Annotated in this window: 31 protein-coding genes; all 31 read left to right on the forward strand. The window is 36.0% G+C overall.

Annotated elements, in window-relative coordinates:
* The first annotated feature begins 26 nt into the window (after nt 1-26).
* Nucleotides 27-554: a P27 family phage terminase small subunit gene (locus BJL90_RS12845; protein ID WP_070968655.1), complete on the forward strand. Its 528-nt coding sequence runs from the start codon at nt 27-29 to the stop codon at nt 552-554.
* Complete coding sequence (locus BJL90_RS12850; protein WP_070968658.1) at nt 544-2,112, forward strand: terminase large subunit; 1,569 nt, start codon at nt 544-546, stop codon at nt 2,110-2,112. The genes BJL90_RS12845 and BJL90_RS12850 overlap by 11 nt, the downstream gene beginning before the upstream one ends.
* A gap of 26 nt (nt 2,113-2,138) precedes the next feature.
* The gene (locus BJL90_RS12855; protein ID WP_335617852.1) at nt 2,139-3,383 is read left to right on the forward strand and encodes a phage portal protein; all 1,245 of its coding nucleotides are present in this window, start codon (nt 2,139-2,141) and stop codon (nt 3,381-3,383) included.
* 13 nt (nt 3,384-3,396) lie between these two features.
* Entirely contained in the window at nt 3,397-4,146 is a 750-nt protein-coding gene (locus BJL90_RS12860) for a head maturation protease, ClpP-related (RefSeq protein WP_236904912.1), read from the forward strand.
* Nucleotides 4,147-4,194: 48 nt separating this feature from the next.
* Nucleotides 4,195-5,367, forward strand: a complete 1,173-nt coding sequence (locus BJL90_RS12865) for a phage major capsid protein (RefSeq protein ID WP_070968664.1) — start codon at nt 4,195-4,197, stop codon at nt 5,365-5,367.
* Between the two features lie 45 nt (nt 5,368-5,412).
* A complete protein-coding gene (locus BJL90_RS12870) occupies nt 5,413-5,715 on the forward strand; it encodes a head-tail connector protein (protein WP_070968667.1) in 303 nt (100 codons plus the stop codon).
* Entirely contained in the window at nt 5,712-6,041 is a 330-nt protein-coding gene (locus BJL90_RS12875; protein ID WP_070968670.1) for a phage head closure protein, read from the forward strand. The genes BJL90_RS12870 and BJL90_RS12875 overlap by 4 nt, the downstream gene beginning before the upstream one ends.
* Nucleotides 6,041-6,466, forward strand: coding sequence for an HK97 gp10 family phage protein (locus BJL90_RS12880; protein WP_070968673.1), 426 nt, complete (start codon nt 6,041-6,043; stop codon nt 6,464-6,466). Before BJL90_RS12875 ends, BJL90_RS12880 begins: the two co-directional genes overlap by 1 nt.
* Nucleotides 6,467-6,474: 8 nt before the next feature.
* Nucleotides 6,475-6,921, forward strand: a complete 447-nt coding sequence (locus BJL90_RS12885) for a phage tail terminator family protein (protein WP_070968676.1) — start codon at nt 6,475-6,477, stop codon at nt 6,919-6,921.
* A gap of 4 nt (nt 6,922-6,925) precedes the next feature.
* The gene (locus tag BJL90_RS12890; RefSeq protein ID WP_070968680.1) at nt 6,926-8,023 is read left to right on the forward strand and encodes a phage tail sheath C-terminal domain-containing protein; all 1,098 of its coding nucleotides are present in this window, start codon (nt 6,926-6,928) and stop codon (nt 8,021-8,023) included.
* Between the two features lie 15 nt (nt 8,024-8,038).
* On the forward strand, nt 8,039-8,452 hold the full coding sequence (locus BJL90_RS12895) for a phage tail tube protein (protein ID WP_070968683.1): 414 nt from the start codon (nt 8,039-8,041) through the stop codon (nt 8,450-8,452).
* A gap of 76 nt (nt 8,453-8,528) precedes the next feature.
* Nucleotides 8,529-8,912 (forward strand): hypothetical protein, encoded by a 384-nt coding sequence (locus BJL90_RS12900; RefSeq protein ID WP_070968686.1) that lies wholly within the window; start codon nt 8,529-8,531, stop codon nt 8,910-8,912.
* Nucleotides 8,913-8,932: 20 nt separating this feature from the next.
* Nucleotides 8,933-9,076 (forward strand): hypothetical protein, encoded by a 144-nt coding sequence (locus tag BJL90_RS21980; protein ID WP_156778782.1) that lies wholly within the window; start codon nt 8,933-8,935, stop codon nt 9,074-9,076.
* 10 nt (nt 9,077-9,086) lie between these two features.
* Nucleotides 9,087-11,090, forward strand: coding sequence for a phage tail tape measure protein (locus tag BJL90_RS12905; protein WP_070968692.1), 2,004 nt, complete (start codon nt 9,087-9,089; stop codon nt 11,088-11,090).
* 11 nt (nt 11,091-11,101) lie between these two features.
* Entirely contained in the window at nt 11,102-11,521 is a 420-nt protein-coding gene (locus BJL90_RS12910) for a hypothetical protein (protein ID WP_070968695.1), read from the forward strand.
* A gap of 2 nt (nt 11,522-11,523) precedes the next feature.
* Entirely contained in the window at nt 11,524-12,528 is a 1,005-nt protein-coding gene (locus BJL90_RS12915; RefSeq protein WP_070968700.1) for an XkdQ/YqbQ family protein, read from the forward strand.
* Entirely contained in the window at nt 12,528-12,926 is a 399-nt protein-coding gene (locus BJL90_RS12920; RefSeq protein ID WP_070968704.1) for a DUF2577 family protein, read from the forward strand. Before BJL90_RS12915 ends, BJL90_RS12920 begins: the two co-directional genes overlap by 1 nt.
* 14 nt (nt 12,927-12,940) lie before the next feature.
* The gene (locus BJL90_RS12925; RefSeq protein WP_070968707.1) at nt 12,941-13,387 is read left to right on the forward strand and encodes a DUF2634 domain-containing protein; all 447 of its coding nucleotides are present in this window, start codon (nt 12,941-12,943) and stop codon (nt 13,385-13,387) included.
* Nucleotides 13,388-14,422: a baseplate J/gp47 family protein gene (locus BJL90_RS12930; RefSeq protein WP_070968710.1), complete on the forward strand. Its 1,035-nt coding sequence runs from the start codon at nt 13,388-13,390 to the stop codon at nt 14,420-14,422.
* Nucleotides 14,415-14,954: a YmfQ family protein gene (locus tag BJL90_RS12935; RefSeq protein WP_081561981.1), complete on the forward strand. Its 540-nt coding sequence runs from the start codon at nt 14,415-14,417 to the stop codon at nt 14,952-14,954. The genes BJL90_RS12930 and BJL90_RS12935 overlap by 8 nt, the downstream gene beginning before the upstream one ends.
* The gene (locus BJL90_RS12940; RefSeq protein ID WP_070968713.1) at nt 14,955-15,242 is read left to right on the forward strand and encodes a hypothetical protein; all 288 of its coding nucleotides are present in this window, start codon (nt 14,955-14,957) and stop codon (nt 15,240-15,242) included.
* A 12-nt stretch (nt 15,243-15,254) separates the two neighbouring features.
* Nucleotides 15,255-16,067: a collagen-like domain-containing protein gene (locus BJL90_RS12945; protein WP_070968717.1), complete on the forward strand. Its 813-nt coding sequence runs from the start codon at nt 15,255-15,257 to the stop codon at nt 16,065-16,067.
* 11 nt (nt 16,068-16,078) lie between these two features.
* Nucleotides 16,079-16,945, forward strand: coding sequence for a pyocin knob domain-containing protein (locus BJL90_RS12950; protein ID WP_070968720.1), 867 nt, complete (start codon nt 16,079-16,081; stop codon nt 16,943-16,945).
* A 13-nt stretch (nt 16,946-16,958) separates the two neighbouring features.
* Nucleotides 16,959-17,195, forward strand: a complete 237-nt coding sequence (locus BJL90_RS12955) for a hypothetical protein (RefSeq protein ID WP_070968723.1) — start codon at nt 16,959-16,961, stop codon at nt 17,193-17,195.
* A gap of 104 nt (nt 17,196-17,299) precedes the next feature.
* Complete coding sequence (locus BJL90_RS12960; RefSeq protein ID WP_070968726.1) at nt 17,300-17,503, forward strand: BhlA/UviB family holin-like peptide; 204 nt, start codon at nt 17,300-17,302, stop codon at nt 17,501-17,503.
* A gap of 13 nt (nt 17,504-17,516) precedes the next feature.
* Nucleotides 17,517-18,296 carry an N-acetylmuramoyl-L-alanine amidase family protein gene (locus tag BJL90_RS12965; RefSeq protein WP_070968729.1) on the forward strand — a complete coding sequence of 260 codons (780 nt, stop codon included), beginning with the start codon at nt 17,517-17,519 and terminating at the stop codon, nt 18,294-18,296.
* A 2-nt stretch (nt 18,297-18,298) separates the two neighbouring features.
* Nucleotides 18,299-19,345, forward strand: coding sequence for a stalk domain-containing protein (locus tag BJL90_RS12970; RefSeq protein ID WP_070968733.1), 1,047 nt, complete (start codon nt 18,299-18,301; stop codon nt 19,343-19,345).
* A gap of 12 nt (nt 19,346-19,357) precedes the next feature.
* Nucleotides 19,358-19,645, forward strand: a complete 288-nt coding sequence (locus BJL90_RS12975) for a phage holin family protein (protein ID WP_070968736.1) — start codon at nt 19,358-19,360, stop codon at nt 19,643-19,645.
* Between the two features lie 409 nt (nt 19,646-20,054).
* Nucleotides 20,055-20,897, forward strand: coding sequence for an LPO_1073/Vpar_1526 family protein (locus BJL90_RS12985; protein ID WP_070968742.1), 843 nt, complete (start codon nt 20,055-20,057; stop codon nt 20,895-20,897).
* Nucleotides 20,898-21,250: 353 nt separating this feature from the next.
* Complete coding sequence (locus BJL90_RS12990; protein ID WP_070968745.1) at nt 21,251-22,213, forward strand: hypothetical protein; 963 nt, start codon at nt 21,251-21,253, stop codon at nt 22,211-22,213.
* Nucleotides 22,214-22,426: 213 nt separating this feature from the next.
* On the forward strand, nt 22,427-23,665 hold the full coding sequence (locus BJL90_RS23145; protein WP_070968748.1) for a PIN domain-containing protein: 1,239 nt from the start codon (nt 22,427-22,429) through the stop codon (nt 23,663-23,665).
* Nucleotides 23,666-23,826 lie beyond the last annotated feature (161 nt).

Consider the following 23,826-nt stretch of genomic DNA (forward strand, 5'->3'; position numbering starts at 1 on the left):
TCGTTTTAGGCTAGGAGGTGAAAATCATGGCGGGAAGATTAAGTAAACCTGTACAGCTTCTAAAGGTGGAAGGGAAAAGCCACAGGACAAAAGAAGAATTAGAGCATAGAGAGAAGATGGAAAAGTCACTTTACACAGGAACAACATTTAAGGAATCCCCCGTTGTGAAGGAGGATCCTATAGCCCATAAAGAATTTCTTCGATTAAAAAAATTGTACAAAAGTATTCAGTATGTAGACGGGTTAGATGAGCAGGTGATTAATCGATACTGTATGATGATAAGTCAGGAAAAAGCTATGCAGAAGTTCATAGAGAAGATGAATGAGGATATCGACAAATGTGAGGATTTTTCAGATCGATTAGATCTATATAAAACAATCTCAGGTGCTACTGCTAAACTTGTTCAAATTAGAAATATGCTTATTAAACTGGAGGATCGGCTTTTTCTGAACCCCACAGCCAGAATGAAGTCTATACCAAAGACACCACTGGAAAAAAATAAAGAATCACCCATGGCAGAATTTTTAAAGAGAAGAAATAACAATGGTTCATGATAAGAGTAGAGCTTTAGAACCGATAGAATTCATACAAATGCTAAAAGCGGTGGATGACTTTTATGGACAGCCTTTTATACTATTAGATTGGCAATATAATATATTGTGGGATGTATATGGAACGGTAAAAGAAAATGGGTTGAGACAATATCGATATGCCTACCTAGAAGTTCCAAAGAAAAACGGAAAAACATCTTTAATTGCAGGTATTGCCCTGTATCATCTTGTATGTGACGGACCTGGGGGACAAATATACTGCTGTGCTGCAGATAAAATTCAAGCAGGATTAGTCTATAAAGCAGCTCTTGGAATGATTGAACAGGAACCAGAGCTAGAAGCAACCTTGAAGGTTGTAGATTCTAAAAAAGAGATCACAAACAAATACACTGGTACTATATTGAAAGTCCTTTCAGCAGAAGCCTATACAAAGCATGGACTAAATCCAACAGTAGTTATTTTTGATGAACTTCATGCCCAGCCTAATAGAGATTTGTGGGATGTCATGACTTTTGGTGCTGGTGCGGCTAGAAAAGAACCACTTTGGTGGGTGATAACAACTGCAGGAGATGATCCAGATAGAAAATCAATAGGTTGGGAAATACATGAACAAGCCACCAAAATAGTTGCTGGTGAAATAGTAGATTCCACATGGTATGCAAAGATATACGGGGCACCAGAAGATGCTGATATTTGGGACGAAAATACCTGGTATACGGCTAACCCAAGTTTAGGACATACAATTAATATAGAAACTGTACGACAAGAAGCAGTAGCAGCACGGAATAGTGAAGCAGCTGAAAAGTTATTCCGTTGGCTCAGATTAAATCAATGGGTATCGATAAAAAGGCATGGATGGCTACCGTTAACCTTATGGGATGCTACCACCGGGAAATGGGATCTATCAGAATTGACAGGAAAAAAATGTTACCCAGGCATGGACCTTTCTAGTACAACTGATATAACTGCAGTTTGCTACTTATTTCCACCTCAAGAGGGTATACCTGATTGGAGGGCGATATTTGAGGCATGGATCCCAGAAGACAATATGAAAGAAAGAACTCAACGTGACCATGTTCCCTACGATCAATGGGTTAACGCTAAATTTTTATATGCTACTCCAGGAAATGTAGTGGATTACAACTTTGTAGAAGCTCGTATACTTGCTGCTAATCAACAGTATGATATACAAATGCTGGGTACTGACCCATGGAACAGCAGGATGTTAACACAACGTCTGATGAAGGAAGAAATTAATGTTGTAGAGATTCCCCAGAATATGAAACATATGAGCCCATCAATGAAAACAATAGAGCGATTGATAAAATCAGGAGGTTTAACACATGAAAAAAACCCAGTGGCTAGATGGTGTTGGGGGAATGTAGTGGTAGCTGTTGATGGAAATGAAAATATTAAGCCAATGAAAAATTTATCTCGTGATCGCATTGATTTAACAGTAGCAATGATAAATGCTATGGCTACAGCTATGCTGTTTGAAAGCGTAGAATTTGATGTAGATAAAAGTACAGAAGATTATCTAAAGATGATGGGTTGGAGTTAAAACTTGTAGGAGGTGAAAAATTGAATGTGTTGAAAAAGACCTATTTTAAGATAAAGAACATGATTATGCCATCTAAAACAGTGGACATGAAAAGCGAAGAACTATTGGAGTGGCTTGGAATAAGTACTACTCCTAAAAAATTAATCAGTGAAGTGACCTATTTCACATGTCTTAAAATGCTTTCTGAAACTTTGGGAAAAATGCCACTGAAGTTCTACCAGGAAACCGACAAAGGAATCTTAAAAGCAAATTCTAATGAAGCACATAAGCTTTTAAAAGTGCGACCTAACCCCTTGATGACACCATCAACCTTTTGGGCAACCATTGAACAAAACAGAAATCATTATGGAAACGCTTATGTATGGATTCGAAGGACATTTAAGAAAGCACGCTATGGAGGAAGTTATAAAGTCCAAGATATGTGGATCATGCCTTCGGATAGTGTACAGGTGCTTATCGATGATGCTGGATATTTTGGCAACAAAGGTCGCATATGGTACTCTTATGTGGATAAATTTTCAGGGCAGCACTATGCTTTTAATAGTGATGATGTCTTACATTTTAAAACATCTCATTCCTTTGATGGTATAGTAGGAACACCTGTCAAAGATATCCTTAAAAGTATGGTAGAAGGAGGTTTAGAGAGCCAAAATTTCATGAACAACCTGTATAAAAGCGGCTTGACAGCAAAGGCTGTGCTGGAATATACAGGGGATTTGAACGAAGAAGCAAGGAAAAAGCTTGTAGCAGGATTCGAAGCCTTTGCAAATGGATCTAAAAATACAGGTAAAATTATCCCTGTTCCATTGGGGATGAAACTGGTTCCGTTGGACATAAAACTTACTGATAGCCAATTCTTTGAGTTGAAAAAATTCAGTGCCCTTCAAATAGCTGGAGCCTTTGGAATTAAACCTAATCAAATAAATGATTATGAAAAAAGTTCCTATGCAAATTCAGAAATGCAACAGCTCAGTTTTTATGTGGATACAGAACTTTTTATCTTAAAGCAATATGAGGAAGAACTTAATTACAAGCTCCTTAACGAGGAAGAAGTGGATCAAGGATATTTTTTTAAGTTCAATGAAAAAGTTATTTTAAGAACTGATAGTAAAACCCAAATGGAGGCATTATCAAAGGCAGTTAATAACGGAATTTATACACCAAATGAAGCAAGGGAGTTTTTAGATAAACCGGCAAAAGAAGGGGGAGATCAACTGGTGATGAATGGGAACTACATTCCTATTACTAAGGTTGGAAAACAATATGACTAAGGAGGTGGTGGTAGTGCCTGAGAATAAAAAGTATTGGGAATTTAAGAATAAATCAGCCGATGAAGCAGATTTGTATTTGTATATTGAAGTAGCTTCATGGGGAGGAGGTTATTACGCACATTCAGCTAAAAGTTTTAAAAGAGACCTAGATGCTTTAGGTGATATAAAGACCTTAAATATCTACATCAACAGTCCTGGCGGGGATGTGTTTGAAGGAAATGCTATTTATAATATGCTAAAGCGTAAAGCTAAGAATTGTCAAATTAATGTCTACATTGATGGGTTGGCTGCAAGTATAGCATCTGTAATTGCCATGGCAGGAAATGTTTTTATGCCAAGTAATGCTATGATGATGGTCCATAATGCATGGTGCCTTACTTGGGGAAACGCTAAAGAATTAAGAGACACAGCAAATGCTCTTGAAAAAATCGATACCTCCATTAAGCAAACTTATCTCAACAAAGCAGGTGATAAGCTTGACGAGGAAACCTTGACGGATTTATTAGACAATGAAACATGGTTAACTGCCCAAGAATGTCTAGATTATGGCCTGTGCGATGAAATTATTGGAGAAAAACAGGTGGCGGCTAAATTTGACAACTCAATTTTTAAAAATTATAGAAATGTCCCTAAGATTTATAAGATTGATGATGAGAACTTGAAAGAACCCCTGAATAATCTCCCAGATGAGTCATTAGAATCGCCAAAACAAGATATTGAAGCTGAAAAAGCTAAGCTATTAATGGAATTAGAGTTAATCTAGTTCTTTTTTGATGCTTTAAAATAAAAACCTAAGGAGGATAAAACAATTATGAATAAGGAATTACGAGAGTTATTAAACAAAATTAATGCAAAAAAGGTAGAGGCTAAAAACCTACTGGCTGAGAATAAGATTGAAGAAGCAAAAGCAGCAAAAGAAGAGTTGGAGCAACTACAGGCTAAGTTTAACATCATGAAGGATCTGTACGATGAAGAGGAGGGTGAAATTCAGAATCAAATTGAAGATGGTACAGCGAAGGCAGCAACAGATAAAAAAGTTGATGCAACAAAAGCTTTTGTAAATGTTTTTATAGCAGCTGCACAGAAAAAGTCTATCAATCCAGAAGATATGGAAGTTTTAAATATGATGACTCAAGCAGATCCAGTGGAGGGGATATCCGATGGAGGTATCACTGTTCCTAAGGATATCAGAACGCAAATCAAAGAATTAAGAAGAAGCCAGGATGCACTAGAAACCTTGGTAAATGTGGAACCAGTAACTACTCTAAGTGGCTCAAGAGTAATGGAAGTCAACGCTGATCAAGTTCCTTTCGATAATGTTGAAGAGGCCGCAGAATTTCCAGAAGTTGCAACGCCTCAATTCAGAAATATTGAGTATAAAGTGAAAAAGAAAGGGGGCATCTTGAAAGTAACAAGAGAATTGCTTCAAGATACTGCAGAGAATATCTTAGGATATTTAAGAAGATGGATCTCCAAAAAAGCTAAAACCACCAGAAACTTCTTAATTCTAAGTCAGCTAGAAGAAAGCTTTGGTGGAGATAAAACAATTTCTGTGGCGAGTATCGATGATCTTAAAGATATATTTAATGTAAAGTTGGACCCAGCTATTGCTCTTTCTTCTAAAGTTTTAACTAATCAGGACGGTTTTAACTGGTTAGATAAATTAAAAGATGAAGATGGTAAATATATTCTTCAGCCTAACCCTACTAATGCAACAGAAAAGAGGTTGTTTGGTAGATATCCAGTGGTGGTAGTGGCTAATAAGGTGATGGCATCCGAAGAAGGGCAAGTACCTATATTCTGTGGTGACTTTGCAGAGGCGGTTACTATATTTGATAGAGAAAACCTATCTATTGAGTTTTCTACAGAAGCAGGAGATCTTTGGTCTAAAGATTTAACTGGTGTTAAAGTTAGAGAAAGACTTGATATCAAGACAGTTGATGAAGAAGCTGTTATTAAGGGTGAGATTACAATTGAAGTATAATCTTAAGGGGTTGCTAAGCCCCTTCTCCTTTAAGGAGGTAAAAAGATGATTTTAGACTTACAACAAACAAAGAATTGGTTAAGAGTAGATGGAGATGAAGAAGATACAGTAATTGAGACATTGATTGCAGCGGCAGAATTGTATCTTAAGAATATGACAGGTATTGAATTTGATAGTACGAATAAATTAGCAAAATTATTATGCATGACACTTGTGTCAGATTGGTATGAAAATAGAGCATTAGTTACAGTTGCTGTCGGTCCTAAGACGAGTGAGAAAATGAGGCGTACAATAGAATCTATGTTACTCCAGCTGCAATACTGTTACCCACGGGAGGGTGAGGAATGAATCCAGGAGAGTTAAGGCACAGAATAGAAGTTTGGGGAAAAGAACAAATAGAAACTGAACTAGAAGAAATGGATTTCATAGATAGCAAACTAAAAACCATATGGGCTTCTATCATACCCCAAACAGGAAACCTTCAAAAAGGACAGGTAGAAACAATACTCACTAATACAACGCATAAAATAATATGCAGATATTCAGCTGCAAAAGATATTACATCAGATATGTATATCAAATTCAGGGGACAAAGATTTGATATAAAATATATTCTTAATCCCTATTTTAAAAATGAATTGTTGGAAATCTTTGTAGAGCAGGTGATAGAGTAATGGGTAATGGATTTGATTTTAGTGAGTTGACTAAATTTCAAAAAGACCTACTAGCAGCTTCTCAAGAGTTTGAAAAAGGCAAACATGCTAAAAGTTTTTTGAGAAAGCAAGGTAATAAGCTAAACAAGGAAAACAAGAAGCAAGCGAATAAAATAGGTAAAAAAACAGGTAACTTCATGAAAGGCTTTAAAGTAGGAAAAGTCTATAAGTACATGGGACAGGATCTAAGTATTCGTGCTTACAATAGCAGTTCTCATGCTCATTTACTGGACCTAGGACACAGGATTGTAGATAAAAATGGCAAGGAACATGGTTTCAAAGAAGGATATCATTTCATGGAGAAAGCTAAAAAAGCCGTTGAAGAAGGTCACTACAAAGATGTTCAAGGATTTATTGATGATATGCTTAATAAGCATGGGTTGTAGGTGATAAGATGGTTAAATATAAAGAGATTCACAAGGCAATAGTAAACAAAATTAAAAGTAAGTTTGAAGATATAGAAGTAACGAGTACTGACGTAGCAGAAGGCATTACAAGACCTTCTTTTTTTATTAGTTTTGATAATCTAAAAGCTACTGATTTTATGAATGAAGCCTTGGACAGAGAAATAACTGTAAGGCTTTATTATTTTCCTAGAGATAAACATAAAAACAAAATTGAGCTACTGAACATGCAGGATGATTTGAATGATCTATTTTTAAAGGATAATACCTTAAAGATTAATCAGTGCACTAATGCAGAAATAGAGGAACTAGCACTAGATATTGTTGATAAAGTACTACACTGCTATTTTGACTTAAGGTTATCTGAAGAATATGACAGAAGCGAACAGGAACATGAAGTAGAAAATATAGAAGAATTACAAATAGGAAGGATTTGATAGTATGGCTGATATCGGATTACCAAAGATAGACATTATCTTTAAGGGTCTTGGTGTAAGTGCTGTGCAAAGAGGCAGTAAAGGGGTTGCTGTGTTAATCATAAAAGATGATACTGACAAGACATTTATTTTTGCAGAGTATAGAAGTATTGCTGATTTTGAAAGTGCAGAACAGGCAAAATATACAGCAGAGAATGTGGAGTACATCAAAGATGTCCTAGAAGGAGCTCCACTGAAGCTTATTGTAGCAAGAATGGATACAGAGGGGACATTAACAGATACCCTAAAGGCAGTGAAAGGGAAGGTGCCTATGAACTGCTGGATTGCTATGGCAGATGCAACTCAAGGAGAAAAAGATGATTTGGTGAGCTTTATAAAAGCTTCGAACCAAAATGATAAGAAAAGATATAAAGTATTTTTGAATCAAGCAACGATCAGTGATGATATCCATGTTGTTAATTTTACAAATCCAGAGATTACATTTAAAGATGCTAGAGGTAAGAAAACAGCAGATAAAGCTGTGCCATGGCTAATGGGTTATCTTGCGGGATTATCTCTTGATATGAGTGCTATTGCAAGACCATTACAGAAATTTGAGAGTGTGACTGAGCCTGAAGATTTAGAAGCAGCTGTTAATGCTGGGGAATTTGTACTTTTTAACGATGAAGGAGATGTAAGGGTTGTAAGAGGCATTAACAGTCTAGTTACAACAGGACAAGGTGTTACAGATGATATGAAGTTTATCCTTATTGTGGAGGTCATGGACCTAATCTACACCGATATCTTCACTACATGGAAGAAATTCTACAAAGGCAAATACAAAAATTATTTAGACAATCAGATGCTGCTTATTGGTGCCATCAACAGCTATTTCGCAGCATTGGCGATAGATTTGTTGTTAGATCCTAATTTTGAAAACGAAGCTGTTGTTGATGTGGAAGCGCAAAGACTTGCAAACATTCCTAAGTATGGGAAAGAAACAGTAGATACTTGGGATGATGAGAAGATCATGCAGATGACAGTAGGAACAGATGTATTTCTAAACGCAAATATTAAAATATTAAACGCTATGGAAGACTTTAGATTCAACATCTTTATGTAAAGGTAGGTGGATGTAATGGCAAAAGGAAATAAATACTGGACTGGCAGTAAGGGTAGGATATGGATCAATGATGTAAGCTATGCAGAATGTTACAAAGCCGAAATGAAGAGAACTAATAACTATGAAGAAATTCCAGATCCCGAGGGTAATGGCATGGTGCAAATTCCTAATGGATATTCTATTGCTGGTAGCGTTACAATCAGAAAAACAGGCAATGAGCAGATATTAAAAGAGTTAAAAACAGACAAAAACGGCGATCTTGAAATTAGCGTTATTATCAAAGAGGAAAATGCACTTACAGGGCAGATGGAAAGAGTGAAGTATATTGATGTAACGGTGGATGAATTTCCTCTTAGTCAATATGAATCAAGAACAGTTACGGAGATAGAGCTTCCATTAAAAGCCAGAGATTATAAAGTATTACAGTAGATATATCTAAAATAAAAATAAAACGCCTTAGAATTTAATCTAGGGCGTCATTTATTTAAAAAGGAAAGGTGAAAATATGTCAAAATTAAAAGCTACATTAGCAGAGATTATAGCAAGAAAAAAGCAAGGGGAAATAGACAAACTACAAGTAAAGCACTATGATTCAGAGACCCTAGGGATGCAAATTGAAATTAGAAAAATTCCACTGGCAAAATACATGAACATTGTGGAAGGTCTAGAAGATGAAAACCTAGGAGGCATGAACACATTAATCTATGAATGTTGCCCTATGTTTAGAGAAAACACAAAGGAAGCTATGGAAGTGTATGGTGTAGCAGAATCTACTGATTTACCAGCTGCAATACTAGAGGAGCAACTCAATGAAATGAAGGACATTGTAGAAATTATTAATAGTTTTTATGGACTAGACAAGATTGGTGATGAAATAAAAAACTTATAAGAGATGATGGAGAGTGTAATATGTATGCCTACTACTTAAGTAAAGGACATACGCTAAACTCTTTATTATCTCTTTCTTTTACCGAAAAATTATTCTATGTAGAAGCTATGAACTACATGATAGAACAAGAACAAGAAAAATATAAGGCTATGTTCGGAAAGTAGGTGAGGCCTAGTGAGCAGAACCATAGCAACGATATTAGCATTAAAAGACAAAATTTCAAGCCCTTTAGTAAAAGTCTCTAAAAATGTAGACAAAGTGACTAGGGAAATGAAAAAGTCACAAAATCAAGTAGAGCGTTGGAAAAACAAAAGCGTAAAGGCAATGGATAATGTCATTAAAAAGACAGCTAAAGTTGCATTAGCTGCAGGAGCTCTAGCTGGGGCTTTTGCAGTAAAGGTAGGTTTTGATGGACTACTGGAGCTTGAAGAAGGTGCTGCTAAAGTAAAATCTATTGCTAAAAATTCCTTGGATTTAAAGGATATACAAAAGGACCTTCTTAAATACAGTACAGCTACTAATGTAAGTGTACAGGAACTTGCAGAAACCCAGTACAGTGCTATTTCCGCAGGGGTAAAGGCTACAGAGAGTATAGAAGCTAGTGTAACCGCTACAAAACTTGCAAAGGCAGGATTCACAGATGCCAATAGTGCCCTCAAGATTATGACCAGTACCATGAATGTATTTGGGCTTGAAGGAACAGAGGCTATGCAGCAAATATCTGATAAGCTATTAGTTACTCAGAACTTAGGGGTAACTACGGTGGCAGAACTCTCTCAAAGTCTTGGACCATTAACTCCAATTGCTAAAAGTGCTGGGGTATCTATAGATGAATTATTTTCAGGGATGGCTGCTCTCACGAAAAATGGTTTAGAAACCAATGAAGCGGTAACGGCCTACAAAGGAGTTTTAACATCCGTTATTAAACCAACCAGCGAAGCCAGTAAAATGGCAAAGCAATTAGGCATAGATTTTAGTACATCAGCTATTGAATCAAAGGGAATGGCTGGATTTTTACAGGAGATCAAGGAAAAAACAGGTGGCAATACAGAAGTTATGGGTAAGTTATTTGGTAATGTTAGAGCTTTATCAGGAGCCTTGATCCTTACAGGAGATGGGATTGATGACTTTAATAGTACCCTAGATGCTATGAAAAACAGTGCTGGTGCTACCGATGAAGCCTTTGAAATTATGACCAACACTATAGGTTTTAAACTAAGCAAGATGAAAAATACAACAAAGAACATATTCACCAGCATCATGATGTCGCAGTCAGGTGCCATCGGTGAGTACATAGACAAGATAGACGGTTGGGTGACAAATAATGAAGAAAGAATACAAGGTTGGGTTAAAAACATAGGTGATGGCATCACAAAGGTTATAGAATTTATAAAAGGCATATTAAACTTTATCAAAGAGCATGAAAAGCTCATCAGCACCATTTTAGTATTTATTATGTCCCTATATACAGTTATTAAAGTCATGGGCATATTAAAAACTGTACTTACCGGCCTTCACACCATATGGTTGATCTTTAATGGCACCCTAGTGGTTTCACCTATAGGGTGGATCATATTAGCTATAGGAGCTTTGATTGCTATTGGTTATGCATTATGGAGGAATTGGGATACAGTAAGCGAAAAAGCAGGGCAACTATGGGAAAGTATTAAGGCAGCCTTTAGCCCTATTGGCGATTTTTTTAAAGGAATATGGGAAGGTGTCAAAGTAGGATTTAAGTCCTTTATAAATTTCTTTATCGATGGGATCAATAAGGTAATAAGCGGCATAAACTCTGTTAAGGTTAAAGTGCCTGATTGGGTACCCAAATTTGGAGGACAAGAATTTGGCATTAACATAGCCCAGCTTCCTAAGTTTGCAAAAGGTGGAATTGCAACAGGACCTTCCATATTTGGTGAAGCAGGACCTGAAATTGCTATTCCTTTAAAGAAAACAAAACGGTCACAAGATCTTCTAACTCAAGCGAATATGCTAATTAATAAAAACAAAGGAAGTGCTACTACAAATCAGTTGACTAATAATTACAACACATCTAGCAAAAAAGATGTGTCAATTAATGTGTATTTTCAAGGAGTTACTGTGGGTGAGGAAGAATTTTTTGAAAAGGCAGGGCAACATATAGCCAATAAGATAAAATTAGTAATAGGAAATACGGTATAGGGGGTATAACTGTGAATATTGTAGTATCTGCAAATAACAATGAAGAAGTATTGATTTTTCCTGTTATACCATCTGATATAGAAGTGCAGAATCCGCAAAACAACGAAGAGTTTCAAACGATTAATAATGGCACCCTAAATCTTATAGGAGATATAGGCCTTAGAACGCTGTCAATCACTTCTATATTCCCTACCCATCCTTATAAATGGCTTAAAGCTGGCAGTAGTTCAGATGGATGGGCCTACGTAGAATTTTTCAAAAAATGGAGAAGTGCAAAGGTACCTATTCGTATTGTTATGAGTAAAAAAGATGAGTCTGAGTGGCTAAATATGCCTTGTACAATAGAGAGTTTTTCCTACGGACTCATGAGGAACGGAGATATCCGGTACAGCTTAGATTTAAAAGAATATAGATTTGTAAAGGTGGTGTAGTTATGACAATAGATAATTACACCATCTTTCTAATTAAAAACAATCCGCAAAGTTTAAATATCACACAATTATGTGCAAGTCTTACTTGGCGTGATAGTTTAGATACTTTAGGTATGCAGTTTTCTTTTGATGTAGCAAGAAACAAAGAAGATAGATATATGACAAATTGGGACCTGGTGGAGATTGGAGATAAATTAATATTAACGAATAATAATATAGAAGTATTTAGAGGAATTATTACAGACTTAGGAATAGAGAGATATAAGAAAACTATCACAGCTTTTGATTATGCTTTTTATCTCAATCAATCTAAAATTATTATTCAGTTTAAGAAGATAACTGCTACAGATGCAATTAAGCAATTATGCTCTAAATTCAATGTTCCTGTAGGAAACATCACAAGTATATCTACACAGATTACAAAGATATATAAAGATAAAACCGTGGCAGAGATTATTAAAGATATTCTGGATCAGGCTACAAATGAAACAGGAACAAAATATAGATTAGAAATGCGAGAAGGAAAGCTCTATATAGAAAAATATGAAGATTTAATAGTCATCCCTATATTTAAACCTGCAAGTAACATAGCACCTTTTAATGCATTAAATGCCATAGGGAGCATTAACAAAACAGAATCAATTCAAGCCATGAGAAACAGTATTCAAATTACAAGTGGTGACGAACAAAGTACTAGAGTTGTAGCAACTGTAGAAGATGCAGCAAATATAGCAAAATATGGGCTATTACAAGATGTAGAAAGTATAGATGATAAAAACATCTCTCAAGCTAAAAATATAGCTGAAAACAAGCTTAAAGATTCAAACAAAGTACATGAAGATATCTCCCTAGAACTCTTAGGAGATGATAAAGTTAGAAGTGGAAGAATCTTAGAAATTAACAATGAAACCTTCGGGTTAAGTGGAAGATATCTAGTAAAAGAATGTACCCACACCTATAATAACCGTATTCATAAAATGAGTATTACTGTAGAGAAGGTGATCTAATGTCCAAGAAAAATTGGGATGTGGAAATATCTAAGTTATTTACGGAGAGGAATAATCGACAAGTTATAGGAAATGTGGTAGGTAAAGTAGTGTCAACATTTCCAAATGTAAAAGTTAGCATTTTAGATGGCACTGTGATTTTAGAGAAAGATCAACTGTATTGTTGTGACCATGTTTTAGCAGGATACACAAGAGAATTTCAAAGTGAAAGTGAAGGAGATATCATCACTCACACACCACCTCCCCAAATATATGATGCTCATACTGTGATGGAATCTTTGGAACACACAGGCAAAATTACTTATATAGATACAATAAAAGTCGGTGATGAAGTGTTGCTTGTCAGTACAGTTGACGAGCAAACATGGTTTATAGTTGATAAGATCACTAAATTGTAGAGGTGGGTGATGGGATGTTTCCTAGTTTGGATTTAGATGAAATAAGAGAAGCAGGACAATCAGAAGAAGAAAAGCCTGGTGGTAAAAGTTTTTTATATGATTTTAAAAAGGGCGATTTTGTTATGAAGGATGGCCGACTTGTGGTAGTAGAAGATGTTGAGGCTGTTAAAGTTTGGATTGAAAAACTCTTAAGAACTGAAAAGTTTAAATTCAAAATCTATAAAGAAGAGGATGCGGATGAATACGGCGTAACTGTTAGAAAGCTAATACTAGGAAAGAAATTTCCAGCATTCTTTCTACAATCTGAACTCAAAAGAGAAATATCAGAAGCCTTGGCAAAGCACACCAAGATAGAAAAAGTCGAAAATTTTAGGATTGAACGGGAAGTGGCTACTTTGAATATATTTTTTACAGTGGTATTAAAAGATGGACACACCTTCGAGCAGGAGGTGGTATTTTAAATGGACAAAGAACGGTTAAACAGAATGTTGTCAAGTATCAATGATCAGTATGATAAAACAGAAGGGTCTTTTTTTTATGACAATCTTAAAGCAGTTGGTCTAGAACTTGACGAAGCTGATAAAAAAGCTGATGCCATCCTGGATAAAGGTTTTGCCGAAACTTCCTTTGGTGAATGGTTAGATAAAAAAGTCGCTGAACAGGGGATAAAACGTAAGCCGGCAACAAAAGCAACAACTACAGTACTTATAACCGGCTCCCAAGGAGCTTTGATTAATACTGGTGATAAAGTTGCTAGTGATGTAGTGACCTTTGTGTTTAAAGAAAGTAAGACAATAGGACCCAGTGGGCAAGAGAGTGTATTGGTAGAGTGTGAATCCTTTGGCACTATAGGAAATGTGCCGGCAGGAGCTATTAGGTTTTTCCCAGTAACTTTAGCAGGACTTACTTCCGTAACGAACCCTGAAGCTGTGACAAGTGGTTACAATGGAGAAACTAACGAAGAACTCAGAGGGAGGTATTGGGATAAGGTGAGAACTCCTGCTACTAGCGGTAATAAGTATCATTATAGGAATTGGGCCAAAGAGGTTATAGGGGTAGGGGATGCTAGAGTTTTTCCTACTTGGGATGGTCCTGGCACAGTAAAGGTAGTAATTATCAATAGTAATAAACGCGGAGCTGATGCTCAATTAGTGACTAACGTAGCTACACATATTGAAGAAGAAAGGCCGATAGGAGCTACAGTAACAGTTGAGAGCGCTGCAGAATTACAAATAAACTTATCTGTAACATTAATAATTGACACAGATAACTATGAGCTAGACTTTGTTAAGGTAGCCATTGAAAACAATATCACGAATTATTTAACATCTATAGCTTTTCACGAAAACTACGTAAGCTATGCCATCGTTGGAAGCACTATCTTAAATACTAATGGCGTACTTGATTACTCAGGTCTTACAATCAATGGTGGAGCTGGAAACATTAATATTTTAGATACTCAAGTGGCTGTTTTGGGGGTGTTAACAGTTGTCTAACCAATTACTAAGACATATGCCAGGGTATTATAAAACTAGTCAAGTAATGAATAGTTTAACAGGCGTTGAAGCTATACAAATGCAGGAATTCAATAGCAAATTAGATGATGTATTGAATCAATTCTTTGTAGATACAGCAACCTTTGCTTTAGAACGATGGGAAAAAGAGTTAGGTATACCAGTGAATAATTCTAAACCGGCTGCATTCAGAAGATCGGTTATCAAAAGCAAACTTAGAGGATCCGGTACTGTTACTGTAAACTTAATTAAAAACGTATCCGAATCTTACTCCAATGGAGAGGTAGATGTGATTGAAAATAATCCTAACTATTCCTTTACAGTGAAGTTTGTAGGAACTTTAGGTATACCACCTAATCTGGAAGATTTAAAGAACGCTATTGAAGAAATAAAACCGGCACATCTGGTGGCTTTATTTCAATTTATCTACAACACACATAATACCTTGGCACAATTTACACATAATCAATTAAGCCAGTATACTCACGATCAATTAAGAGAAGAGGTGATTTAGTTGGCGCAGACACCTAATTATAGTCTAAAGAAACCTGCAGGTAATGAGTACTATGATGTGCAGATTCAAAATGACAACATGGATATAATCGATCAAAAAATGAAAGAAAATGCTACTGCAATTAATACGCATTTGGCTGAGCATATACAGATAGTAGTAACTGAGGAAAATATACCTGTAGGGGAGAGGGAAAAAGGAGCATTTTATTTTGTTGCTACAGATAAAGCTCCAATAGCCACTACTGAAAATATAAAAGTGAGCCCTACTATGGGGTTGAAAATAGAATAGGGGGAATGCAAGATGTCTACGTTAAGTAAGGTAAGAGTACAATTGCTAGATGAAGCTACTGGCAATGTAATTGAGGAAGTTGATGTACTAACATCAGCTGATGCAGTCAAATTTGCAGACGGACAAACATTTCAGCAGAAGCTTGATGCAGGTACATTAAAGGGACCTAAGGGAGATACTGGTGCTACAGGAGCAACAGGTCCACAGGGTCCACAAGGGTTGAAGGGAGATACAGGGGCAACAGGGTCTCAAGGACCACAGGGGGTTGCTGGTGCTGATGGGAAAACATGGTATGTAGCAACATCAAATCCAAGTACCGGATTAGGTGTTGTTGGAGATATGCATTTAAACACTACTACATGGGATGTGAGGGAAAAGACAGGGTCAAGCACATGGACAGTAAGAGGTAATATAAAAGGGACTACTGGAGATACTGGACCGCAAGGACCACAAGGCATTCAGGGACCCAAAGGAGACACTGGAAATACTGGGGCAACAGGACCTACAGGTCCACAGGGTCCTCAAGGAGTTGCTGGGGCAGATGGGAAGACATGGCACATAAGCACCGGGACTCCTGCAGCAGGACTAGGTGTTGTTGGAGATATGCACCTAAACACATCAACGTGGGATATAAGAGAAAAAACAGCAGCTAGTACATGGACAGTGAGAGGTAATATAAAAGGAGCTACAGGAAACACTGGTGCCACAGGAGCTACAGGACCCCAAGGACCAAAAGGGGATAAAGGAGATCCAGGGGACAGTGTAAAATTTGGAACAACTCTAGCTACAGCTGCTGACGTTAAAGTATTCTTCAAGAAAATATAGGGGGTGGTATAATGACAGAACATAAAATTAGAATAGAGGATCATAGTGGGAATATATATTATCCTCATACAAAAGGGGATGTTGTTTTCACCGCAGATGGACAGTCAATTGAACAGAAAGTTAATATACATTTGGCTGAAAGTACGACACATGATGGGTTTGTAGGTGGTTACAAAATTCTACCTAACTTTACTAATTTCAACGATTTAATAACAGTAGGTAATTATCAGGGTGTTTATTCAACAGCGAAAATAAACGAGCCTATAACCACAGGCACCAACAGAAGAGTAATAATAGCAGTAGAGTCTAACGCCACTGCACTAACACAAAGATTGCAGTATATTGACTTCGGAAACGATAGGGGTAGAATTTTTTATCGTTCAAGAGTAGATGGCAATTGGGGAAATTGGATTGAAATAGCACGAAAGTCAGAGTTAGATACACATATCAACAAAAGTGTTGTAAATGGTGGAGTGCATGGATTTGAAACAGAAAAAGGAAGTTTTACACCTAGCTTATTAAATGGAAGTTATACTTATACTGCTCAAGTTGGGAGATATATTAGACAAGGAAATTTAGTCTTTGTCAATATATGGATTCAATTATCAAGTATTACTACAGCAGGTAGTGGTGCAATAATAATTGAAGGTTTACCCTTCGTTCCTGCACATTACAATGGTGCTGTATATCCTGCAACGATTGCTGAGATGAGAAATGTTTTAATTGATATAACAAATAAACAAGTAGGTGCTAGAATTACATCTGATGCAAGATTAAATTTTCAGATTACCCAAAATAATGCGGGTCCTGAACAATTACAATATAGTGCCTTAACATCAATTACTAGGATAGATGTTTCTTGTGTTTATGAAATATAGGGAGGGATTTTAAATGATTGAAAAAATAACGCTTGATATGCTGAAACAAGATAGTGTAAGTGTAAAAAGACAGCAATACATTATACACGAAGGTATTGAATATCCCATTGGAGAGCCTCATAGAAAAGCTTATGTAAACAATGAAAGAGATAGACAGGAAGCACAAAACGAATTACCAGAAGCACAACAAAAAGCTGTATTTGCAGTATGGGGAGATACACCGACAGTCGATGAAGCTGTGACAGAATAGAAAATTTATGCGACACAAGAGCAATATAACAGTATGAAGAGGGTACTGGTGCACCTATGTAGATGCATTAAAACGCTCCTTTAACTTCAGAAAGCAGGTGGGTTATGGAAAATGAGGTTATCAAAATGTTAGTGGGCCAAGGGGTATTTGCTATACTCTTTGGCTATTTACTTTTTTACGTATTAAAAGAAAACAGTAAAAGAGAAATAAAGTATCAAGAGATTATTCAAGACTTAAGCGGCAGATTTAACATCATTGAAGATGTACAAAAGGATGTTAAAGAGATCAAGAACAAAGTTTTTAGATAAGGGAGGATGAATGATGGAAAAGGTAATTATTCCTGATCCAGGACACGGTGGAGAGGATCGGGCCAATCAAGGCCCTACTGGATATATAGAAGCAGACGGTGTTTTGGATATTGGCCTTAGACTAAAAGAATTGTTAATAAAAGAAGGTTACCCAATAAAAATGACGAGAGAAAAGGATGAAACAGTAGCACTTTATGACAGAGCCCAAATGGCTAATAGATGGCAGGGGAGGCTTTTTATTAGCCTTCATACCAATGCTGGAACTGAAACCTCAAATGGAATAGAAACCTTCTATACCTTAAACAATGAATGGCAAAACCAACAACACCATCAAGAGGCAAAACGAGCAGCAGAAATTCTTCAAAGGAATTTAGTTGAAGCTACAGGATTAAGGGATAGAGGGATCAAAACAAGGCTAGTAGACAATGCAACCTCGCCCATCCATGGTAAAGACTATTATGCAGTCATCAGAAGAAGTAATATGCCAGCAATTCTTGTGGAGATGGGTTTTCATTCCAACCCACGAGAAGAAGCCCTATTAAAAACACCAGCCTTCAGACAAAAACTAGCTGAAGCTCTATTAAAAGGCATGAAGGAGGTCTATCCATTGAAGAAGCAAAACATCGTTGAAAAACAAAATATCAAGTTAAATATTCACGGTATGCCTTCACAAGTTGAAGGTATTTTTTATGAAAATAAAAACTATGTGCCGGTTACTTTTCTAAGAGAATTAGGTTATAAAGTTACTGGCCACGGAACAAATGTAGAAATTGAATACAGAAAGGAGCAATAATCATGTTTGAAAAAGAATATTCTAAATGGTTAAAAAGAATTGAGGAAATCAAAAAACAGTGTCCTGACTCAGCAGTTCTTCCCTCCCCTCCAGATGCCAGGGACTACGCCTTAAGTACATCACCTTTAGCCGCCAAAATAACTACAAACAATGCCAAACTCCCCTATCCACCCTTTGTCATTAACCAAGGGGCAGAACCTGAATGTGTAGAAGCTACTGTAGCAGGCATATTCAATGCTTTCTTTCATGCCTTAGGAAAAATGCCGGAGGGTGGATTTTCCTGGAGTTGGCTTTACGCTATGTGCAAAAAAGAGGATGGTATCCCTAATACCCCTGGTACTTACATCCGTGTAGCCATGAAAATTATTCAAAAGCATGGCCTTTGTCCTGAAAAATTCTGTCCTAGCGGAAAAGGGGTAAAGAACACAGTTCTTACAGATACCATGATGAGACAAGCGGCTCAATACAAAATCAAAGCTTATTATCAGCTGCAGGGGTTAGAAGAAATTAAAAATGCCATAGCAAATGGTATGTATGTGGCTGTTGGAACCATGGTGACAGAAAACAACTGGAAAACAAACATTGATAAAAACAAAGGACATCTTAATAAACCAGATGGCACCCTACTAGGGGGACATGCAACCTTTCTATTGAGCTTTGATGATTACTATAAATTTGCTGATTTAATAGGCTATCAAGAAGGACAAAACAGCTGGGGGAAAGAATGGGCCAACCAAGGGAGATACTTTATGCCATATGCTTATCAAAAATGGCCTTTATCCCTAGACATCCCCGAATGGTTGACCTTCATGGAGGCATGGGCAATAGAATTTCACCAACCTGCCCCAGTAACTGTAGAAGAAAAAGCAAGCATTTCCCTTTGGATAGGAAAAGATGTAGCTACAGTAGAGGGAAAAGAAATCAAACTGGATGTAGCCCCTGAAACAAAGAACAGCCGCACCATGGTACCATTAAAATTCATAAGTGATCAGTTAGGCATAAAAGTAACCTGGGATGAAAAAGAACAAAGAGTAGATATTTACAAATAAGGGGGAGATACAATGCATGAGTTAGATAGTATTATAGAAGTTTTAAAAATATTTTTAGCCAATCCATGGTTATTAGTATTTGCTGGCCTTTGGGTAGTAGGTTACATGCTTAAGGAGCATAGTAATTTAAACAATAAATTAATTCCTTGGATTTTGTTATTATTAGGTGGGACTTTGGGCATCTTTCTAATAGAATGGTCCCTAGGAGGACTTATTATTGGTCTTTTGATGTCCTACATTATTATAGGGTTTTATGAACATTTAAAAAATAGTATAGAACTATTCAAAGGGCTGGATTAATTTCCAGCTTTTTTTGTTTTTTGGAGGATTTTCCATTTTATTGTAGAAATAGGGAGATAGAATAGAAGCTATTTATAAGAAGTGAGTAGTTTTAAGTTGTTATGAAATAAGCAAATATTACTGAAATTAAGTTCGCAAATCCCACTAATATAGCATAAAATGCGAATCTAGGGGCGGTAATGCGATGTTATGTGACAATGTCAACTAGTTGAGGAGGAAATATGGATACAATACTAGCTTTTTTAAAGAATAATTATGAGTGGTTATTGTCAGGTATATTTACTAGTTTTATTTTCTATATACTGGGATTTTTTAAAGGTAGGAACTCGGTTCAAAAACAGAAAATAGGCAATAATAGCAGAGGCATTCAGGTTAGAGGCAACTATACTTCAAATAGGGGGAAATCAAGATGAATGATAGGCAAAAACAGAGTCTAGGTAATAATTCTAGTGCAATTCAAGTGTCTGGTGATATGATTGTTGGTAGCTCATATAAAGATATAAAAGAAATTTTTATGGATTTGTTTGAAATGAATTTTCCTAGAATACAGGATGTAGCTAGACAAGAAGCTGATATAAGAGTTAGTAAAGGATTGGACTCGCTAGAGGACGCTTTAAGTAGGCATCATGATTCGATAGATACGGAGAGGTTTATTGATCCTAATATACAGTATGAATTACAAGGATTAGGTAAGAGTTTCGCAAGATTTGGTGACAAATGCAATTATGAGCTTTTAAGTGAGTTGTTTGCTACACTACTTAATAAAGATGCTACAGATGTTGTTAGCTTAATTGCTGGGGAAGCTCTTCAAGTAGTACCTAAACTTACTAAAAGACATGTATCTGTGTTGACCCTAATGTGCTTGGTTTATGATTTAACAATGGATGATTCTACACTTAGTAGGGTTAATTCAATTATTGATCCTATTGTTAAGAGGATAAACAGTGTTGACATGACAAGACTATTAGATTTAAGCTACTTAACAACCATGAATTGTATGAGAGGGCGCGCCATCACTATTAGTAATAATCAACCATTGATTATTACTAATACTGACGAGTATAAAGCAGTTGGTTCGAAGAATTTTAGAGAGACTAATGCTGTAGCACCTTATAAAAATCTTAGTCTTATAGTTGACTGGATGAATTTATGCCAAGCTGGAAGGTATGAACTAACACCACTAGGGAGACTTATTGGAATGACCTATATTAATGATTTAGTTGGATTGAATGTAAATGACTTTATTATATAGTGTTTCGCGTACTTCCATTAACATCATCGCCTAACAAGCCATTCCGTGTGTCTTGCAAGTCATAGTTTGCTTGCCAGTGAAAGTCTGGTTATGGTAACTGAGATCTGTGTAAAAATCTTGCAGGTTACGGGTAAGGCTGGGTTAATGCCCAGTCTTTTTTCGTTTTTTGGAGGATTTTTCATTTTATTATAGAAATAGATAGAAGGTGTTTATTAGGAAAAATTAGTTAAAATTATTAGGAGATAAGCAAATTTAACAAAGTTAAATTTGCAAATCACACTAATATGGCATAAAATGCGAACCTAGTGTCGGTAATGCGATGTTATGCAACACTATAATTTAGGAGGTATATAATGGTATCAAAGAAATTCAATAAAATGCTATATTTTATTTTCTTTGTTTTATTTGTTCTTTTCTTTGGACTTGCTTTTATCAGCTATAGGAATCCCAAGTTTGAGTTTATTACATACCTTTCGGGATCTTCAACATTTATTGTTGCAGTTTTAACTGTATTATATGTATTTACTACTTCAAAGCAACTTGATATTATGTCAAATCAGCTTGAAGAAATGAAAAAGGATAGAGAATTGCAGAGTCAACCCTTGCCTTATGTAGAAAACATTAAGATAATAGTAGACAAACCAAAGTTTTTTTATACACCTCCAGAAGATGAATATAGTTTTCATTCTAGGTATAGATTAAAAGCGATCTTAAATAATTTATCTGAAGCTGCTGCAATTTGTATTGATTTTTCTGCTTGCATTATAATTCCAACAGAGAATGAAAAATTATCCCTAGAATGCACATTGTATAGAATTGATGTTATGGAAGGAAAGAGTAGGTTAGACGAAGGTGATGGAATTAACTTGCTTTATCCTTTAGATAGAAATGGAAAGTTTTTTCAAGCATTACGTAGTAAAGGAGCTAAAACATATCCAAGATTATATATAAAATCTTTTTATAGAAATGTTTCAGGTGGATGTTTTACTTATACAAATGAATATTATATTATTCCTGATGTTAATAAAGACGATACAATTAAAGATTGGCATACTCAGATAGTTTCTTTTGAAACTAAATATAAAGATAAGTTATCAGACTTACGGTTGTTAAGAAATAGAAGGCGTGAGAAGTGGGATGATTTAGTCAAAGAGGTTAAAGACGAAATTGCATGTGGATTGATTGACGATGTTCTAGAGTTAGAAGTTCTTGCTATTCCAGGAAAATTTAATATTGAAAGTATGGAGCGTAGTGATTATGAAAAAATTATTGAAAACAATAAGTATGGTCGATTTTTAGGTGTAAGTAAAAGATAACTCTTGATGTTTAGCATCGCATAACAAGCCATTCCCACAAGGGTGCAAGAAGCACTGTCAAAAAGCAAGGTCAGCACCACACCTTCTCACTGGGTGCAAGCACTTCCAAGAGGGTATTCCTATGAGGTTCAGTTCGAAGGCGTCGGGAATAGCAGAACCGTTAGGCGTAATCATAATTAAAATGCGTAGAAGAACAAAAAGGGGGGAGAATTAATGACTGATAAAACAAATCCGTACATATTAAACAAGATATATCCTGATGCTAATTCAATATTAAAGCTATCTATAGAGAAACTAGAAAACATTAAAGATAGCTGTGTCGTTGTTATTGATACAAATGTATTGCTTTTACCATATACTGTTGGGAATAAAGGGCTTGATGAAATACGAAAAACTTTTTTAAAACTAGCATCTGAGGAAAGGCTTTTAATTCCTGGGCAAGTTATTAGAGAGTTTGCCAAAAACAGACCCAATAAGTTAGCTGAGATATATCATGCTATATCTGACCAGAAAAGTAGAGTTCAAAAATATAAGATAAATAGCTATCCACTTTTAGAGTCGTTAAGTGAGTTCCAATCAGCATTAAAAACCATTAATGATATGAATGAACTAGTAAGCAAGTTTCAAAAAGAAATGGGTCAGGTGTTAGATTATATAAAAACCTTGAATTGGGATGACGTTGTTAGTAATACATATAAGGAATTATTTAGTCCAAAGCAAATATTTGAACCTGAGATAAATGAAGAAGAATATTTAAGCGAACTTAAAGAAAGGTATGTAAACAAGATACCTCCAGGTTATAAAGACGGTAGGAAATTGGACGAAGGGATAGGCGATTTTATAATTTGGAAAACAATATTAGCAATCGGAAGCAAATTTAAAAGAAATTTAATATTTGTAACAGGTGATGAAAAAAATGATTGGAATCATCAATCAATGGGGAAGCCGCTATATCCTAGGTTTGAGCTTATTGAAGAATATAGAGCGATTAGTAATGGAGCATCTATACATTTAATAAACTTATCAAATTTACTAGAACTCTATGGCGCTGATACATCTATAGTGGATCAGATTGAAACTATAGAAAATCAGTATGTTCAGCAAATGGGAAGAACTAACAGAATTAGAAATATATATGATAAAAAGGTTGCAATGAGTATGGCACGTGAAAAATGTGATATCTGTCAAGAGGAATATCCTTATTTAGAGATACATCATAAGATTCCCTTATCAGAGGGTGGACAAGATGTAATAGATAATATCATAGTATTATGTCCTAATTGCCATAGAAAAATTCATCAGAAAAAGACAAAGCAAAAGGATCCTATAATACCTATAATAGATGAGTCTTTAATTACTGGCATATATTGCATGAAATGTAAAAAGCCCACAATGGGCTCTGGAGGGTATGAAAATGTGTGTGGCTACTGCAACTATACAGATTCTGAATAATGAAGATTTGTTGTTGACTACTCCTAACAATGTTTTTACGCGAGGGTGAGGACGACACGTTATTAGGGAAAGAACAGTGCACTACATCCCTTCACCGGGAACGAAGTTCCTCCAGAGGACAGGTCAGGCGAGTTTGGTTCAGGGACATCGTAAACACGGAA

This window comes from Clostridium formicaceticum (genome assembly GCF_001854185.1).
Lineage (GTDB): Bacteria > Bacillota > Clostridia > Peptostreptococcales > Natronincolaceae > Andreesenella > Andreesenella formicacetica.